Origin of the sequence: Pseudalkalibacillus sp. SCS-8, assembly GCF_040126055.1 — a bacterium.
Taxonomy (GTDB): Bacteria; Bacillota; Bacilli; order Bacillales; family Fictibacillaceae; genus Pseudalkalibacillus; species Pseudalkalibacillus nanhaiensis.
The window spans coordinates 564,244-582,908 of sequence record NZ_CP143541.1 but is presented as its reverse complement, the minus strand read 5'-3'; the positions used below and the strand labels follow the sequence as shown (position 1 = coordinate 582,908).

General features: G+C 36.5%; 2 protein-coding genes, 16 tRNA genes and 1 rRNA gene. All 19 read right to left on the bottom strand.

Translation table 11 applies throughout. The annotated features are described in order from the left end of the window. Positions 1–18: 18 nt before the first annotated feature. The 19 genes from V1497_RS03105 to rrf all read right to left on the bottom strand — a co-directional run bounded on the left by V1497_RS03105 (position 19) and on the right by rrf (position 18,584). Entirely contained in the window at positions 19–10,785 is a 10,767-nt protein-coding gene (locus tag V1497_RS03105; RefSeq protein ID WP_349409514.1) for an amino acid adenylation domain-containing protein, read from the bottom strand. A 63-nt stretch (positions 10,786–10,848) separates the two neighbouring features. After that, on the bottom strand, positions 10,849–15,627 hold the full coding sequence (locus tag V1497_RS03100; RefSeq protein WP_349409513.1) for an amino acid adenylation domain-containing protein: 4,779 nt from the start codon (positions 15,625–15,627) through the stop codon (positions 10,849–10,851). A 1,113-nt stretch (positions 15,628–16,740) separates the two neighbouring features. Then, positions 16,741–16,825 (bottom strand) — tRNA-Leu (locus V1497_RS03095). Between the two features lie 29 nt (positions 16,826–16,854). Beyond that, a tRNA-Leu gene (locus tag V1497_RS03090) sits at positions 16,855–16,943 on the bottom strand. An 11-nt stretch (positions 16,944–16,954) separates the two neighbouring features. After that, positions 16,955–17,029: transfer RNA gene (locus V1497_RS03085), tRNA-Cys, on the bottom strand. A gap of 69 nt (positions 17,030–17,098) precedes the next feature. Next, positions 17,099–17,173 (bottom strand) — tRNA-Gly (locus tag V1497_RS03080). A gap of 5 nt (positions 17,174–17,178) precedes the next feature. Continuing rightward, positions 17,179–17,253: transfer RNA gene (locus tag V1497_RS03075), tRNA-Gln, on the bottom strand. 6 nt (positions 17,254–17,259) lie between these two features. Next, positions 17,260–17,335, bottom strand: a tRNA-His gene (locus V1497_RS03070). 21 nt (positions 17,336–17,356) lie between these two features. Then, positions 17,357–17,430, bottom strand: a tRNA-Trp gene (locus V1497_RS03065). Positions 17,431–17,433: 3 nt separating this feature from the next. Continuing rightward, a tRNA-Tyr gene (locus tag V1497_RS03060) sits at positions 17,434–17,518 on the bottom strand. 89 nt (positions 17,519–17,607) lie between these two features. Further along, a tRNA-Thr gene (locus V1497_RS03055) sits at positions 17,608–17,683 on the bottom strand. A 7-nt stretch (positions 17,684–17,690) separates the two neighbouring features. Continuing rightward, positions 17,691–17,766, bottom strand: a tRNA-Phe gene (locus V1497_RS03050). A gap of 4 nt (positions 17,767–17,770) precedes the next feature. Continuing rightward, a tRNA-Asp gene (locus V1497_RS03045) sits at positions 17,771–17,846 on the bottom strand. A 169-nt stretch (positions 17,847–18,015) separates the two neighbouring features. Next, a tRNA-Met gene (locus tag V1497_RS03040) sits at positions 18,016–18,092 on the bottom strand. A 6-nt stretch (positions 18,093–18,098) separates the two neighbouring features. Next, positions 18,099–18,174: transfer RNA gene (locus V1497_RS03035), tRNA-Val, on the bottom strand. A 6-nt stretch (positions 18,175–18,180) separates the two neighbouring features. After that, positions 18,181–18,255: transfer RNA gene (locus V1497_RS03030), tRNA-Glu, on the bottom strand. A 31-nt stretch (positions 18,256–18,286) separates the two neighbouring features. Further along, positions 18,287–18,379, bottom strand: a tRNA-Ser gene (locus V1497_RS03025). Between the two features lies 1 nt (position 18,380). Then, a tRNA-Asn gene (locus V1497_RS03020) sits at positions 18,381–18,455 on the bottom strand. Positions 18,456–18,468: 13 nt separating this feature from the next. Further along, positions 18,469–18,584: ribosomal RNA gene (gene rrf / locus V1497_RS03015) — 5S ribosomal RNA — on the bottom strand. Between the last annotated feature and the right edge of the window lie 81 nt (positions 18,585–18,665).

The window sequence follows — 18,665 nt, the reverse complement described above, 5'->3', positions numbered from 1 at the left end:
AGCCTTAATGGAACATCCTTAAACGTCGAGATCAACAATTTCAAATAAATTTTCCGTATTTTTTTCCACTTCCTCAGAATCAAGGAGATCTAGATTTTTAATTCTTGTAAAAGGATTACATGTTATAGATTCTGCTAGTCGTTGGTAATCTTGAACCAGATTGGAAATTGTATCTTCTGTAAAAAGGCTTTTACGATAATTGATAGAAAACTCCAGAGTATGATTTTTCTGCTGTACATATATCTCAAGATCAAACTTCGAACTTGTTACCCCAACTTGATATGGTTCCATTTGTAAATGACGATAAGTTCTATTTTCTAAATGGAGACCTTGGAATTGAAATAGTGAATCAATCAAAGGCGTCTTCCCAATAACCCGATCAAAATTCAGTGTGTCAATCATGTCATCAAATTGGAAGTCTTGGTTATCAAAAGCACGCATCATCTCTTGATTTACTGAATATAAAAATTCATTGAATTCAAGCTCTTTATCGATGGAATACCGGATTGGAAGTGTATTCGTAAACATTCCGACAATCTGTTTAACATTTGGATATTGTCTTCCTGCAGATACACACCCTACAATTATGTCATTACGATTCGAATATTTATGGAGCAGGACAGCATAAATGGCTGTCAATAAAACAGATATTGTACACTTGAATTTCTTTGTCAACACGGTCAATTGCTCATGAAGTTCAGAAGGTAACGAAAATTCTACAACATTAGATTCCACTATTTCTTGCTTGTCTCTTGGAAAATCTACTGGTAAGACATCTTGATTATGATAACCAGCCAGTTTCTCACTCCAGAACTCTCTTTGCCTGATCACTGATGTTGTACTGTAGTTATGATTCTGCCAGGAAATATAGTCTGTATAACTCCGGTTTAAATCAGGTAGCGTCTGGCCGTGATACAATTCTAAGAATTCCTGTAAAAGAACCTCCAGAGACACCCCATCACATACGATATGATGCATATCTAAGAACAAAAGGAATTCACCATCAGTCTTTTCAATCACGGTTGTTCTAATTAATGGTGCCGTTCGTAAATCAAATGGTTTGATTAATGATTGAATGAGGGATTTCTCATCCGTATTTTTCAATTGGATATAATCCACTTGAAATTCAATTTCATCTTGTATCTTTTGTACAGGTTCATTATCAACAAATGAAAAAGATGCTCGTAAGCTTTCGTGTCTTTTAACCAATTGGTTCATTACTTTATTGACCCGATCAACATCTAATTGACCTTTTATTTCATATATCGTTGGCATATTATAAAGAGTTGAATTTTCTTTAAAATAATCCACTATGAAAATTCGTTTCTGAGCTGTGCCTAGTGGGTAAATATCATTGAGTCTTTCATAACTATCTGTTGAAATCTCCACGGGCTGCTTTGTCTCTAATACTTTTGCGAAGGCTTCCAAAGTGCTATTTTCATAGATTTCTGTAAATGTACAGTCAAGGTTCATTTTCTCTCTTATATCACTAAGCAAATAAACCCACTTTAATGAATCCCCACCTAATTCAAAGAAATCATCATCAAAATTAAAATCTTCTCTGTTCAAAACTTTACTCCACATATCATAGACCTGCTGTTCAATAGCAGAAGATGATCTAGAGCGTATTGGTTGGTTTCCGATCTCTTTACTCCCACTCACCTTAGGCAGCTTGTCCAAATCGATTTTGCCGTTAGCATTCAATATGAATCTATCAATGACAATGATATGAGAAGGAACCATAAATAGTGGAAGATCCAGCTTAAGTTCATTTCTTAACTCCATCACATCTATTTCCTTATTCGTAGTGATATAGGCTACCAAATCCCTCTGAACATCATCCTTCGGAACGACAATAGCTGATCCAATATCCTCATGCCCTAAGAGAGCTGCCTCAATTTCGGATATTTCTACACGATTTCCACGAATTTTTATTTGGTTATCCTTTCTACCAAGGAATGTAATGGTTCCATCTTCATTCCATTTAGCGATATCTCCGGTCCTATACATCCTCTCAAACTTATCAAATGGACTTTCCACGAACTTTTCGGCTGTCAGTTGAGGATTGTACAAATAACCTGCTGAAAGACTTTTGCCTGCAATGCACAATTCGCCCGGAAGACCAATAGGTACAACCTTTCGATTGTCATCCAAAATATAAACTTTGCTGTTTGCTACAGGTTTACCAATTGGTATGTTAGCAGACTTTTCTTCTACAAAATGGCTTGTAGTTACGACAGTATTTTCAGTTGGTCCGTAATTATTTACAATGCTGTATGGCTTCGGAATAAATTCTTTTAGCCTATCTCCACCAAGTAAGAGCATCCTAAGAGAGTCATTTTTCAACTTAATGAATTGTTCTCCGATCTGTGTTGGTAAGAAACCGATAGTAATGTTATTTCTTTCAAAGAATTCATTGATTCGATACGTATCTAATTTATCTTTGTCTTCAATAAAATAAATCGTGGAACCTTTAATTAGGTATGGGAATACTTCCCAAATAGTGGCATCAAACCCAACTCCTGCATACTTCGATGCATGATCATTCTCGCTCACATCAAATTGTTCGTTATGCCAGAAACATAGATTCATCAATGCATGGTGTTCAACCATTACTCCCTTGGGTTTACCTGAGGTTCCTGACGTATAAATCACATAAGCTAAATCCGTTTTTTGTAATGATGGGAAAACGATGTTTTTCCTCTTACGATTTACTAACCTCTCATCCAGCAATAGATACGAAGTCAAAGGTTGGAATTCTTTGATCCAATTACGTTTGGTTATAAGCAATTTACTTCGACTATCTTCAAGCAAGTATTGTATCCGTTTATCCGGGTAGTTTGGATCAATCGGCAAAAAGGCGGCACCTGCTTTCATTGTTCCTAACATGGCAACAAGAAGATCCAACTCTGACTCCATTAATATCGCCACGATATCATTTTTACCGATGCCTCGATCCATCAGCTCAACCGCTAGATCAGCTGCTTTGTCATCAAGCTGTTTGTAGGTCAATACATGATTTTTGAAAACAGCAGCATTCTTATCTGGAAATTTTCGAACTGATTCTGCAATATGATCCATCAGTGAATTCTTAAATGGATAGTTGACAGTGGTACGATTGAAATCTTCTAAGATTTTCTTTCGCTCTTCTTCAGTTATGAGTTCAATCTCACCAATCGTTTGGTTACTCTGTATACGATTAAAAACATTTGTAAAGGAGGTAACGATTTGATGAGCTGTACGATCCCTGAAGAGGTCTCCGTTATATTGAAGATTTAAAGAAAATTCCCCATCCATTTCGATTACGGAGAACACAAGGTCGAACTTGGAATAATCAAACCGAATCGGATATTCACTCATTTTCAAACCTTCTACATATTCTGGGAGCTTTTCTTTATGATCAAACGTAAATACGACATTGAATAAGGAGTTATTAGGCCCATCAGTAGAAGCCTCAATCTTATCAGATAGATTTTCAGTCTCATATTCCTGATGGTCTATGGCATTAAAGATATCCTCTTTTACTTCCTTCATTAATTGTTCAACAGTTTTATCATGATGGACACTTGCTTGAAGTGGAACTGTCCTTGTAAACATCCCGATTGTATTTTGTATTTCTTTATATTTCCTTCCATTGAGAGATGTACCAACTACAATGTTTTCCTGTTGTGTATTTTTAGATAGGATGATCTTGAAAATGGTAAGTAAAACGACATATGGTGTGCATTCAAATGCTATGGCTAGATCCTTTATTTTCTGTCCAGAACCTTCACCTAATTGACATTCAACTGTAGCACCATTAAATTTCTTGTTGTCAGGTTTCAAGTAATCATAAGGAAAAGTGAACAATGGGAAATCATTAATGAATTCAGACCAGTACAATTCTTTCTCTACCATTTCAGGCTTTTCATATAATGATTTTTGCCATTCAGCAAAATCTTTTTGATGTATTTCAATGTCTTCAAGCTTTTTATCTTTGTCAATTGAATATAGCTTGAAAAGTTCCTCCAAAAAGAGATTTAGTGATTCACCATCACTAACAATATGATGCATGTCAATGAATACTGCATATTCCGTCTCATCGTACTGAATAACTTTCATTCTTACTAAAGGAGCTGTTCTAAGGTTGAAAGGTTGGATGCTGGCTTGCAATTGTTCCTGTAAATTCCCGTTTAGCAATTTCACATACTCAAAATCAATTTCAGTATATTTATTGACCTTTTGTACGATCTTGTTCTTCATCGTATGGAATGAAGTTCGGAACGCCTCATGTCGTTCGTGTAATTTCATGAATGATTCTTTTAGTCTTTGAATGTCTAAGTTGCCCTTTACAATAAACACACGCGGCATATTATATGCAAGATTATGCTCATCAACGATAGATAACGCGTAAAGCCTTTCTTGTGCTAGAGTCACGGCATAAAACTCTTTTTCAGTTGATTTAGATATTTTCTGTAATAAGACTCCTTGATTGTTCTGTATATAGTTCGCTAAGTTTTTTATAGAAGATTGAACAAATAATTCCTTGATTGATACATCGGCTCCAAATTCATCTTTTATCTTTGCCAGCAGCTTTATGGCTAGCAACGAATTTCCTCCAAGGTCAAAGAATCCATCGGTAGTTCTGATATCATTTCTTCCGAACACCTCTTTCCAAACCGACAACAACTTCTCTTCAGTCCGGTTTGAAGGTGTTTCACAATGATATTCTGTCACTGTACTCTCAGATATGCTTAATAGAGATTTCTTATCAACCTTTCCATTCAGAGTTAAAGGAATTTTTTTGACTTCAAAAATGAAAGCAGGCTGCATATACTCCGGCAATTTATCTATGACGAATTGTTTAATTGAATTAAGGAGATAAGATTGATTCGTTTGCTTCAATACAACATAAGCCGCGATGTATTTTTCTGATTCATCGTTTTCTTTAATAAGTACTGTTGCCTCATTTACAAGCGGATGATCCAGAATAGTGTTGATGATTTCTCCTGTCTCAATTCTAAATCCACGTACTTTTACTTGCTGGTCTGCTCTACCTAAGTATTCAACAGCACCATTCGATAACCATCTTCCGAAATCTCCTGTCCTATACAGTCGTTCGCCCGGTATAAATGGATTGTCGACGAATTTTTGTTCTGTTAATTCGTCATTATTTAGATAACCTCGTGTTACGCCTTCTCCCCCAACATAAATTTCACCTACTGCCCCAATTGCTTGGAGTTGTCGATGACTATCTAGTATGTAGACTGTAGAGTTGGAGATCGGCTTTCCGATAGGTATATTTCTTGAATACTTATCTTCAATAGGATGTATTGTTGAAAAAGTGGTATTCTCCGTCGGCCCATACCCATTTAATAGTTTTACACCCTTACATGCCTTTCTAACCTTTTCAATTGGACCTGGTGCAAGGACATCCCCACCAACCAGGAGGTACCGAAGATTTTTGAAAATCTCAGGATCACCTTGACTAACTACATTAAAGTGTGGTGCAGTCATCCACATAATTGTTATATCTTCTTTTTCAATCACTCGTTTTAATTTTTCAGGATGAAGAATAGTTTCCTTATCTACAAGATGTAACTGAATACCATTTAGCAGGGCTCCCCAAATCTCAAATGTGGAAGCATCGAACACAATCGTGCTACCCTGAAGGATCCTATCTGATTCTAAAAAATCAATATAATTGGTTTCCTTTACAAGTCTGATAACGTTCTTGTGTTCAACCATAACCCCTTTCGGATTTCCGGTCGATCCTGATGTGTACATGATATAGGCTAGGCTTTCTGGAGATACTGAAAGTGTGTGCACATCTGAAATCTCCCTCTTATAGATATCCTGAGATTGGATGTTCACAACCTTACCCGTATAATCAAGGTTTGTCAGACTGGTATCAGATACAACGATTCTTGCATTACTATCCTTTAACATGAAATCAATTCGTTCATCAGGGTAAGTTTCATCAATCGGTAGAAAGGCTCCTCCGGCTTTAATGACGCCCAAAATAGCGGCAACTCTATCAAAACCTTGAATCATGGAAATTCCCACAACCGTCTCATGTTTAACGCCTTCATCGATTAGATATCTAGCAACTTGATTGGCCCTTTCATTGAGAGCTTTGTAAGTCATACTTTGGTTATTGTAGACCAATGCTTTTTTATCAGGTTTGATAACGCATTGTTCTTCAAATAGATCTTTCAACGTTTTTTCTCTTGGATATAAGGTGGTTGTAGCGTTAAATTCATTTAGAATTAAGTTTCTTTCCTGTTTTGTAATGATTTCTATTTCTGATAATTGATTACGAAGACCGCTTGCTGAATTCTTTATTAGGTTTATAAAATGATCAATAAATGCAACCATTGAATCACGCTTGAAAAGGATATTACTATATTCCAGCCTAAATGAAATGGTGTCCTTTTTTTCTGCTCCAATTAAGGCTAAATCAAACTTTGATATTGGAAACTCGATCTCTACAGGTTCTATAGAGAGATCCTTATCTGAATTCGGTAATTCGAATTCGTCATAATTATTCATGGAAAACAGAACATCAAACAAAGGATTTCGATTCTTTTCCGATTGAATATCAAGCAGCTCAATTAAAGCTTCAAAAGAATAATCTTGGTATTCAAACATTTCTAGTATGGTATCACGCTGATTCCTGAAAAAGGTCTCTAAATTGTGGTTTGTATCAATTGATGTCCTCATGGCGCACGTATTCACAAACATGCCCAACGCCCGCTTGATATCTGGATGGAACCTACCAGACGTTATCGTCCCAGTAACAATATCTTTTTGTCCTGTATATTTGTAGAGCAAAAGATTGAACAAACTATACAATACGGTATATACAGTGGTTTCTGTCTCGTTCGTTATTTTTTTTAAAGCTGCAAGTGTATCTTGATCCAACTCGAAATCAATATGATCACCACTATAATCTCTTAAAGGTGGTCTAGCATTGTCGAGAGGAAAATTTAATGTAGGTATTTCACCTTTGAACATTTCAAGCCAATATTCTTCAAGGACCTGCGTTCGTCCCCTATCTACGTTTTCTATTTCCCATTCTGCATAATCTTTATAATTTATAGATACTGGTGGAAGCTTTTTGTCTAAATACAGCGAGAAGAGTTCTTCTAAAAATACAGAAATTGAAATTCCATCGAAGCTGATATGATGCATATTCAGTATTAGCACACTCTCATTTAGCGGGCTTTCAACTAAATGTATTTCAAATGGGATTTCTTCATTCAAATTAAAAGGTCTTACAACTTTATTGGTTATCTCTGAGTATTTTTTGGCGTTGAACATTTCGACTTTTTCATGTTTGATTTGAAGTTGAGTTTGGTCTAAGACTCGTTGTACAACTTTACCATCAACTTCATCATAAATCGTTCTCAGTATTTCATACCTTTCAACCAACTGATTTAAGGCATTTTGGAATTTCAGACGATTAATTTCACCTTTTATTTTGTAAATATCTATTATGTTGTATACCGTGCTATTTGGATCATATTTGAAGAAGGTATACATACGTTTTTGTTGAGTAGAAACATGATAATAATCTTTTTTGCCAACTTTATTGATTTCTATGTGGCTTTTTTGGCTTCTCGTTATATAATCTGCCAATTCATGTATCGTTGGGTGTCCAAAGAAATACTTGAAAGAAATATCTACTCGAAATATTTTTGCAATCTGCATGATTAATTCCATTGCCTTTAGAGAGTGTCCACCCATACTAAAGAAATTATCTTTCACACCTGCTTTATTTAATTTAAGTGTATTCTTCCATAAATCAGCCAATTTCGCTTCTGTTTGATTTCTAGGTGCTACAAAATCAAATATCCGATGAGAATCTCCAACCCTTTTCTTGAGCTTGATGGCATCAACTTTACCGTTAGTCTTCAGAGGAATTTGATCTATCTGACTGAAAAAAGAAGGCACCATATATTGTGGCAGCTTTTCAATCAAGAAATTTCTTAGCCTATAAACATCTATACTCTCCTCAGCTACAAAAAAAGCACACAAATGTTCTGTATCTTCTTTGTCTACGTCCAAAACAACCACATCACGAATGCCATCAAAGCCTTGAATCGCATGTTCAATTTCCTGTAACTCAATTCGATATCCTCTTATATTCACCTGGAAATCAGATCTGCCGCGGTAAAGAATATTTCCATCATCTCCCCACAGTCCAAGGTCCCCAGTTTTATAGAATAGGTTTGCATCAAAGTCTGGGAGTGAAACGAAGCGTTCTGCTTGTAGGGTAGAATCATGGATATATCCTCTAGCTACGGACTTCCCACCTATATATATTTCACCCTCTACTCCAACTGGTACAAGTCTTTGATTCTTATCCAATATAAGAACAGATTGATTTTGTAGAGGCTTACCAATTGGAACTTGTTTAAATTGATCTATATTTTTTCGATTAATTTTAAAAGTTGTTGTATCAACCGCACATTCCGTTAATCCATACACATTATATAGATTGAAATCATCGTTTTCATACTTATGTAGAAAGTCGCGTGCATCTTCTGCAATTAACTTTTCTCCTCCTACCAACATTCCTTTCAAAAACAGTCCTGACAATGTTTCCTCTTGAGAATTTTCTATAGCAGCACTCATCATTTTTAAATGGGCAGGTGTTCCATCAATTATTTCAATTTGTTCATTAATGATGTATTCAAGCAATTTCTGTCCATTAAATCTTGTTTCCTCATCCACAATATACAAAGTATGTCCGAGCAATAATGATGCAAAGATTTGTTTAATTGAGGCATCGAAGAAATTCGGTGCAACTAAGCCTACTCGCAAATGGGAAGCATAATTCCTGTAAATTTCTTCTTCCAATCCTCTTATTGTATTAATCAACTGATTATGCTCTACTGCAACGCCTTTTGGCTTTCCAGTAGTACCAGAAGTATAGAGCATATAAAGGAGGCTCGAACTTTTGTTGATATTGGGAACACATTGTACATTTTGATCAGAATAAAGTTCATTATTCTCTAGACTTATATTAACTACTTTCGTGTGATGTTCATTCTTAAATGTATCCTGTATATCATCGTATACTAAGATTTGTTGGACTTTGTTCTCCTCTAAGATGTTTTGCAGCACCTCATCAGGGTAATAACGGTTAAGAGGTAAATATACGCCTCCAGCTTTTATAATTGCTACAGTTGCAATAATCATTTCTACTGAACGTTCTGCATATACACCAATCACATTCCCTGGCTTACACCCGGACTGTATCATTCTTGATGCTAACTGATTCGCATACTTATCTAATTGGTCATACGTAATGGATCTTCCCTTATAAGATACTGCTTGTCTGAATTGATTTTTTTCGACCACAGTTTCAAAGAGTTGATTAAAAGTTGCATCATCTTTCTCTCTTTGTGTTCTTTGTATATTGGAAAAACATGAATATTCCAACAATAAATCTTTATGTTCACCAGATAATAAATCAATCTCCTCTACATGCTGGTTTAAATCTTCTATCATTGCGTCTGCTATGCGTTCAAAACTGTTAAGCACATTTTCTATATAGATTGGATCATATAAAGTTGTATTCACATTGGCAGAGAGTTTAATTTCTTCTCCTGAATAAATTGTCAGGTTAAAATCATAGTTGGAATGGCCGGTTACTTCAAAGTTCTTTACGGTAAAACGAAGTCTATCATCCGTGCTTTCAAACATATCTTTATTGAATGGATAATTCTCAAACACGACCACATTATCAATCAAATTGTTTTTCATTTCTGTAAGAGATTGTATCTCAGATAGGGATACGTGACTATTCTCTGTACGAATCAAGCTTTCTTCATTGATTTTCAACAATAAATTCTTTAATGACATATCTTTTTCAGATCTTATCCGTACCGGTATTGAATTGATGAACATACCAACAATTTCTTCAATTCCATCTATATCAGCTGTTCGACCTGATGTAACATTTGCGAAAACCACATCATCCGTTTGGTTATATTTTTGTAATACAATTCCCCACATTGTATTAAACATAGATGCCGGGGTAACGCCCAAACGATTAGCTATAGCACCCATTTTTTTTGTTTTGTCTCTTCCAATGATATGAACCACTTTTTGATATTTGTTGCTATCTGTCTCTTCAAGTTGATTTTTTTGGAAGATGGAAGCTTTTTTACTATAACCATCAAGATATTCCTTCCAAAAATTCAACGCAGTATCTTTGTCTTGTTTTTCCTGCCATTTCAAAAACTTTGTAAACGGTTCAACATCCTTAAAAGTAATTCGATTATATAGAGTGAGATCTGTATATACGCTCTTCAATTCCGATAGGAGGTTCGATAGGCTCCAACCGTCTAAGATAATATGATGGAAAGAAAAAATTATTGAAAAGGTATTCATGCTCTCTTTGAAAATTGAGATTCTCACTAATGGATCTTTCAACAAATCGAAACCTTTTTCCTTATCTTCACATTTATAATTATTTAAACGTTTCGAAATGTTAATTTTAGAATTCGTCAAATCTTCATACATGACATCAATATTCCGTTGCTTCAAAATAATCTGAACAGGTTTACTTACATTCTTATATAAGAAAGCAGTTCTTAAAATATCATATTTATTTACGATATGATTAACAGTTTCCCTAAATCGGTCAATATTCAACTGACCTTCCAAAGTACAATGAATTTGTTGGTAGTAAGCATGATTGTTATCTGACTCCGCTCTTCTTTTGTAATAAATCATGCTTTCTTGCATTGGAGTAAGTAAGCACATATCCTGAATTTCATCTTTCGAAAACATCTCTTCACCCTTCCCATTTGCAACCTTATTCTTCAGAAGAAAGTAATCGAAAACACGCTCTCATTATTTTAGAGCCTCATAAATTTCTTCCATAAAATCACTATCAATTGATTCAGTACTTAAATCGCTAGGGGTTATTTCAGTTTGCTCTTTTGTTAAACAGTGGTCTATAATGCTCAATAAATTATCTTTATAATTCTCTGTAAGAAGCGCGCCTTCTGTTTTTGTAAATACCGACTCATTAAAACTAAAAATAACGTCTAAGCGGTTATTTATAACTCTGCAATTCATTTCGAGTTTATAATCTGTTTTATAATCGATCCCGATTTCATTTCCTGCTTGTAAAGAGGAAATGACAAAGCGGTTCTTGTCCTGCCCAACGTCGTTTATAACACCGAGATAGTTAAAACATATCTTTGGTCTTGGATGTTGGAAAGAAGGATCTTTATGCCCATATCTGAATAGTCCGTATCCGATACCGTTACTTGGTATACGTCTGAGAGTCTCCTTTACCTGAATAATGTTCTTCTTCACATCATCCTTCGGATCCATCGGTATCGCTACCGGATAAATTGACGTAAACCATCCCACTGTTCTAGTGACATCCGTATCTTCAAATAGAGATTCTCGTCCATGACTTTCCATATCACATGAAAAAACACATTTATGATCACGGCTGTTCATAGTCATAGCTAATGCTGTGAGTAATAATTCTTGTATCTGTGTGTTGTACGCTTGGTTTGCCTTGTTGAGAAGGGAATTCGTGTGATTTTCACCTATACTGAAATGGTTATTGAAATTTTTCTCATATGTAAGTTCCAAAGGCTGTCTATCACTAGAACTGTTATCATTGATTTTGTTAATTACATCTGTCCAATACTCTCTTTCAGAGCGTACTTTGCAATCTGATCCATATTTAATTAATTGTTCACTATACGACTTGTACGAATCTGTCTTATCCCCAAATGAAATCTGCTGACCGTTAATCAACTGATCATAACCGATTGTGAAATCTTCCAATAATACATGCCAGGAAACTTCATCGATCACAAGATGATGTATGATTACTATAAGATAATTCTCCGAGCCATGATTGACGACTACCACATGCATCAACTTTCCTTTAGTAATATCTAGTTGTTCTTGATATTGATTGCCTATTTCATATATTTTGGAGGTAATATCTTCAACTTCACTAATAGATACTTGATTAATGGTAAAAGCGTCATTTCTAATTCCTGTGATACGTTTCGTAAAGTTACCATCTATTTCAGTGATAGTAGCTCTTAGCACGTCATGATGCTCTACAAGCTTGTCAAAAACATGTTTTACATGCTTCAACTCAAGATTTGTTTTACTTTTCCAAACCACTGATTGATTAAAATGATTCATATTCTTCATGTCTTTATTGAAAAACCATTTTTGTACGGGGGTTAACGGAACTTCTCCTGTGACCAAGTTATTGTTTTTTGTTACGTTTTTCTCAACCACATGCTTACTAATTTTTGAAATAGTCTGGTGCATCAGAATGTGATTAACCTTTAGTTTGAATCCTCTCTTTTGTAATCGGGATGCAATTTGGATTGCCTTGATTGAATCTCCACCCATTTCAAAAAAGCGATTATTCGTTCCAATGTTCTCTTCGTTTAGGACCTCTCTCCAAACGTCCACAAGGATCTTTTCAATGTTGCTGCTTGGCGATTGATAATCAGATTGCTTTCTTTGTGAACCTTCCTGTTGGGTAAGACCCATTTCATGAAGATCCATCAGCATATAATCAGCTATCCTGTCATATGGGTTATGTGCAAAATGAGAAAGCATTTCTGTATAATGATTGATAAATTTCTTCATCGATGATTTACTAAATAACTTATTATCGAACTCAACTCTGAACTTATACCCCGCCTCAGTTTCCATTGCAGTCAAAGTGAGATCGAATTTAGAAGTTTTCGTAGAAATTAGGCTATTGACCTCGTAGATCTCTTCCTGATCTACTTCAATTGGAGTATCCAATACCATCAAGATATTGAATAACTTTGACACTTCACTATGATTTTTTCCTGATTGTTGAGATAAGAAGCTCATTAGTTCATCAAATGGGTAGGGATGTTCACGCACTTCATATAGTGTTTGACGTACAACTCGGAGTAAGTCATGAAACGTTTGTGATTCTTTTACATTGAAACGAATTGGGTATGTCTCAACGAACATCCCTATAATGTTCCGGAACTCTTCCAATGATCGATTATCTGACACCGAAGTGATGACCACGTCGCCATCATCTGCGTATTTTGCTAACTGTACACCGAGAATTGAAATAAAAAACATATATATGCTACATTGGTTTTCTTTAATATGACTTTTAACAGCCTCAATTGTCTGTTTATCAACAATTACATCTACAAAGTTTTCTTCCGTTTCATCTTCTTTTTCGCTTTCTCGATATGGAAGTACAGCTGGCTGAGGTAACGTTTGATATTTATTACTCCACACTCTTTCAATAATCATTCTTTGAGCTTCATTTGAACTGTGTTCATTATGCCACTTTGCAAAGTCTTTATATTGATAAGGTAACTTCCTTAATTCTCTTCCATGATAAAGTGCCATTAATTCATCCAGAAAAATTTGTGCAGATAATCCATCAAATATCGAGTGATGGATGTTGAGTAAGAGTGCATCCTTGTTATTAAGCAATGAAATGACTTTGACACTGAATAGTGGTGCTTTTTCTAATTCGAATTGCTCTAAGTATTTATAGACGTCGTAATCAACTAACTCATAATTGTTTTCTGTTAAAGATTCAATTTCAATGTCAACTCGATCGTGTATTCTTTGGTAAATTGAATTATCAACAAAATGAAAAGTGGTTCTTAGCGACTCATGCCTTTCCATTAATTTGACTAGAGCTTGTTTTAATTTAGAAATATCTATTTTGGTGGTGAAATAAACAATTATTGGAATATTGTAGGTTAAATCACCTTTAACTAAACTAGATAAATACATCCGTTTCTGAGCAGAAGAAATTTCGTGGTAGTCTTGATTTATTGTAGGTATAATGTCTGCTTCGACCACCCTTGGTGAAGAGTTTTCAACGATGTGACCAAGCGATTCAATTGTATAATTTTCCAAAACGTCTCTGAGTTTTATATCAACTTTAAAATTCGTTCGGATCTTGTTAAGCACTTTTGCCGCTGATAGGGAATCCAGTCCCACATCGTAAAAATTATCATGAATAGAAATCGAAGCAATTTCCATTGCTTCTTTACAAATATCAGTGAGTTCTTTCTGTATAGGAGTGATTTTTTCATCTCTGTCTTTTCTGTTTTCGGTATAATCCATTAACTTTTTCCTGTCAATTTTACCACTTGCATTATATGGAAACTGGGAAATCTGTATCATTTTGGTGGGAATCATATGCTCAGGTAGTTTCTCTTGGAGGTATTTTCTAAGCTCTTTCGTGCCTAATTCCTTTAAAGGCTTGTAAAAGCAGTATAATTGTTTGGTTTTATCCCCTTTAACCATTACCAACGTTTCCAAAATGTCTTTGTGACTTGCAACTGCTCTTTCTACCTCATTTAATTCAATTCTAAAACCTCTTATTTTCACTTGGTTGTCAGCTCGACCTAAAAACTCAATATTCCCATCTGGAAGCATTCTGGCAAGGTCTCCTGTTCTGTAAACCCTACCGATCTCATCAGATATGTACTTGAATTTTTCTGCATTTAATTCAGGTTTATTTATGTAACCTCTACTTACACCATCTCCACCTACGCATAATTCTCCTATTGTACCTACTGGTAAAACTTCTAGTTCATCATTCATTATGTATGTAGTTGAGTTACTTATTGGCTTTCCGATAGGAATATTATTCTTATATTCTTTGTCAATTACAAAAAATGTAGAGAACGTCGTATTTTCAGTTGGACCATATCCATTAATCAGTGTTACATCCGGGCAATTTCTTCGAACTAATTCGATATGTTTTGGTGATAAAGCATCGCCACCGATTAACAAACATCTTAGATTAGAAAACAGTTGAGGGTTTTGTTCAACCACATTGTTGAACAGTGGTGTCGTCATCCAGACAATTGTGATTTGTTCAGACCTCAAATATTCACTTAAGGAATCTGCTTCAATTAACAAATCTTTCTCAACTAAATGAAGCTCAATTCCATTTAAGAGTGCACCCCAAATTTCAAAGATGGAAACATCAAATTGTATTGAACAACCTTGTAGCATCCTGTCATCCTTAAGGAAGTCAATATAATTAGTTGACTTAACCAACCTGATTACACTTCTGTGTTCGACCATAACCCCCTTAGGTGTTCCAGTTGATCCCGAGGTATAGATTACATACATTAGTTGTTGGCTATTCGACATTAAGTGAAGGTCAGAATCTTCATAAAGACTAAAGTCTACCTCATCAATCCTTATATACTCTGTAGTAAATTCATTTGAGAGAGCTTCATCAGTCAACAGGAATTGTGCCCCGCTGTCTTGAAGCATGTACTCGATCCGTTCTTTAGGGTAAGTCTTATCTATGGGCAGATAAGCGCCTCCCGCCTTCAGTATTCCTAGTATGGTAACAATCCTATCTATACCTTGATCCAGCATAAATGCTGCTACTTTTTCTGGACCAATTCCTCTCTTTGATAAATATCTGGCAACGCGATTAGCCATTTTGTTGAGTAGTCCATATGATACCTTTCTATCCTTATGAACCAGAGCTGTTTTATGAAAGTTTAACGCCACTTGATCTTCAAATAGTTCAGTAATTGTTTTATGAGCTGGATAATCACTTTTTGTCTTATTTATTATGCTCATCATATAAGGATTACTCATACAAACCTCCCAATAGACTTCAACAAGTTGTAATATATATTAACTAATCATTTCGTAGGTCCCAAAGTAGTAAATAAATTGCCTTTTATAGGACTTTAAGTGCGTAAATAAGGATATTTAACTAATATTTTGTTGAATAAAGATGAATAATTTACCAAATTGTCTAACTTTGAACCCATTATATTAACTATAAACTGTAAAGTAAATCCATTTTTGGTAATTTAGTTCTATATAACCAGACTAAAGGTCATTTGTAAGTCTAATGAACCAATTAAAGGTTTTTCGACGTTTTCGCTTGAAATATGTATCCTAGAGATGGTTTATCATGAACTTTAGTGGAATAATGATTTTTCCTTTGTGAAAGTTTGTCGTTATAGTAAATCAAAAATACATTTAAAACCCATACAAAAAGCCAGGCTTTAACCTGACATGATAGAACCACTAACTAATCATCTAGCTTTCTTTAGAAGTTCATTTTATGAAGCTTGTTAAAGGAAATAAGGACTGAGTATCACTCCTTTATACATCTTAACGCCTATATACACGAATATGATATAAATTCAAATGCAATTTAAAAATATCCTTCAAATCCTATAAGCTTCAAACATCTTTCTAAATTCAACATTATTTATGGATTTTTAATACTAAGTTTATGCCTATCTTTCAAAGTTTTAAGTATATTTTTGAAGATACATACCGAATATAAAATATTTTCCTAAACTTTCAGGTGAGTTACCTATGTTTTATTTCAATATATAAAATGAAATTGTATTTTAAAGTCAAAAAATCACCCATATGAACGGGTGATTTTTTTCTGAGACTTTTTATCTTTTATGCAGCCTGAGATCTATAGGCATCCTGGGCGTTTCAGCTGGTGTACTAATATTACTAGCCCTACCTCATTCGTTTTTTCTTAACTCTTTACCTGTGACTGGTTTAGTGTAGCTGAGATGATCTCATCATCCTTCAGTATAAGAGACACTTAATTTTAAATGAAATTTACACATACTTTTGTACGTAGATATTATCTAAACCTAGTCCTAGCTTAAACTTTTTCACAAAAAAAGGAACTTCACAATTTCTTGTGAAATTCCTTGTCAATATAATATGTAATGGTACCGGTGGTCGGGGTCGAACCGACACTCCGTGAGGAACACGATTTTGAGTCGTGCGCGTCTGCCAATTCCGCCACACCGGCATGTGTCTAAAAATGATATCAAGTTTTTATGGTGCCGAGGGCCGGACTTGAACCGGCACGGTAGTCACCTACCGCAGGATTTTAAGTCCTGTGTGTCTGCCAATTCCACCACCCCGGCTGGGTAGTTAATGGAGGCGGCACCCGGATTCGAACCGGGGGATAAGGGTTTTGCAGACCCGTGCCTTACCACTTGGCTATGCCGCCGTACTCTACTTTATGTTTTATAGGCTAATTCGAGTACCACTTTTCGGCAGTTCTTTTTTGGAAACTTAATGGAGCGGAAGACGGGATTCGAACCCGCGACCCCCACCTTGGCAAGGTGGTGTTCTACCACTGAACTACTTCCGCAAAATTGGCTGGGCTAGCTGGATTCGAACCAACGCATGACGGAGTCAAAGTCCGTTGCCTTACCGCTTGGCTATAGCCCAACGCAATGGGGCGACTGATGGGAATCGAACCCACGAATGCCGGAACCACAATCCGGTGCGTTAACCACTTCGCCACAATCGCCATCACATGAATTTTAAAAATTGGCAGGGGTAGTAGGAATCGAACCCACACTGGAGGTTTTGGAGACCTCTGTTCTACCGTTAAACTATACCCCTAAATGGTGGAGGGGGACGGATTCGAACCGCCGAACCCTGAGGGAGCGGATTTACAGTCCGCCGCGTTTAGCCACTTCGCTACCCCTCCAAAGAGACAATTAATATTGTAGTACAGATTTCACTCTGTTTCAAGTGTAAATTCAGGAATCATAACCAATCTATTCCTAAAAGAGAAAATGGTGCTGGCCAGAGGACTTGAACCCCCAACCTACTGATTACAAGTCAGTTGCTCTACCAATTGAGCTAGGCCAGCAAACCAATGGTGGCTCGAGACGGAATCGAACCGCCGACACGAGGATTTTCAGTCCTCTGCTCTACCGACTGAGCTATCGAGCCAAGATGGCGGACCCGACCGGATTCGAACCGGCGATCTCCTGCGTGACAGGCAGGCATGTTAACCCCTACACCACGGGTCCATCTTAGAATTAAGGTTTGATTTGGTTGCACCCTTACGGGTACCAGGATCTAAAACTAACAATGAAGTTTATTCGTCGTTGTAAGTTTTAATTTGGTTGCACCCCTTCGGGTACTCCATATGTTCATTGAACTAGGATGTTAAATCGATGTTGTGCAATGAACTTAAATTGGTTGCGGGGATAGGATTTGAACCTACGACCTTCGGGTTATGAGCCCGACGAGCTACCAGTCTGCTCCACCCCGCGACGATATGGTGGAGGATGACGGGATCGAACCGCCGACCCCCTGCTTGTAAGGCAGGTGCTCTCCCAGCTGAGCTAATCCTCCGATAGATGGTGACCCCTACGGGATTCGAACCCGTGTTACCGCCGTGAAAGGGCGGTGTCTTAACCACTTGACCAAGGGGCCGATATAAATTTATGTAACATAATTTCTTTAATGGCGGAGAGCGAGGGATTCGAACCCTCGGTACGGGTTAAAACCGTACACACGATTTCCAATCGTGCTCCTTCGACCTCTCGGACAGCTCTCCGTGGCTCCGCAGGCAGGACTCGAACCTGCGACCGATCGGTTAACAGCCGATAGCTCTACCACTGAGCTACTGCGGATCGTTATAAAATAGCCCGGCGACGTCCTACTCTCACAGGGGGAAGCCCCCAATTACCATTGGCGCTGAAGAGCTTAACTTCCGTGTTCGGCATGGGAACGGGTGTGACCTCTTCGCCATCATCACCAGACTATTTTGTTGGGGAATCCTATTCCCTCAAAACTAGATAACGTTTCTTGAAAACACGACGCACAGGATGTGCTAGTGCTGA

Bases quoted from the DNA above. Each gene is read 5' to 3' on its own strand.
- V1497_RS03100 (WP_349409513.1), bottom strand. From the start codon at position 15,627: ATGAGTAATCCTTATATGATGAGCATAATAAATAAGACAAAAAGTGAT.
- V1497_RS03105 (WP_349409514.1), bottom strand. From the start codon at position 10,785: ATGTTTTCGAAAGATGAAATTCAGGATATGTGCTTACTTACTCCAATG.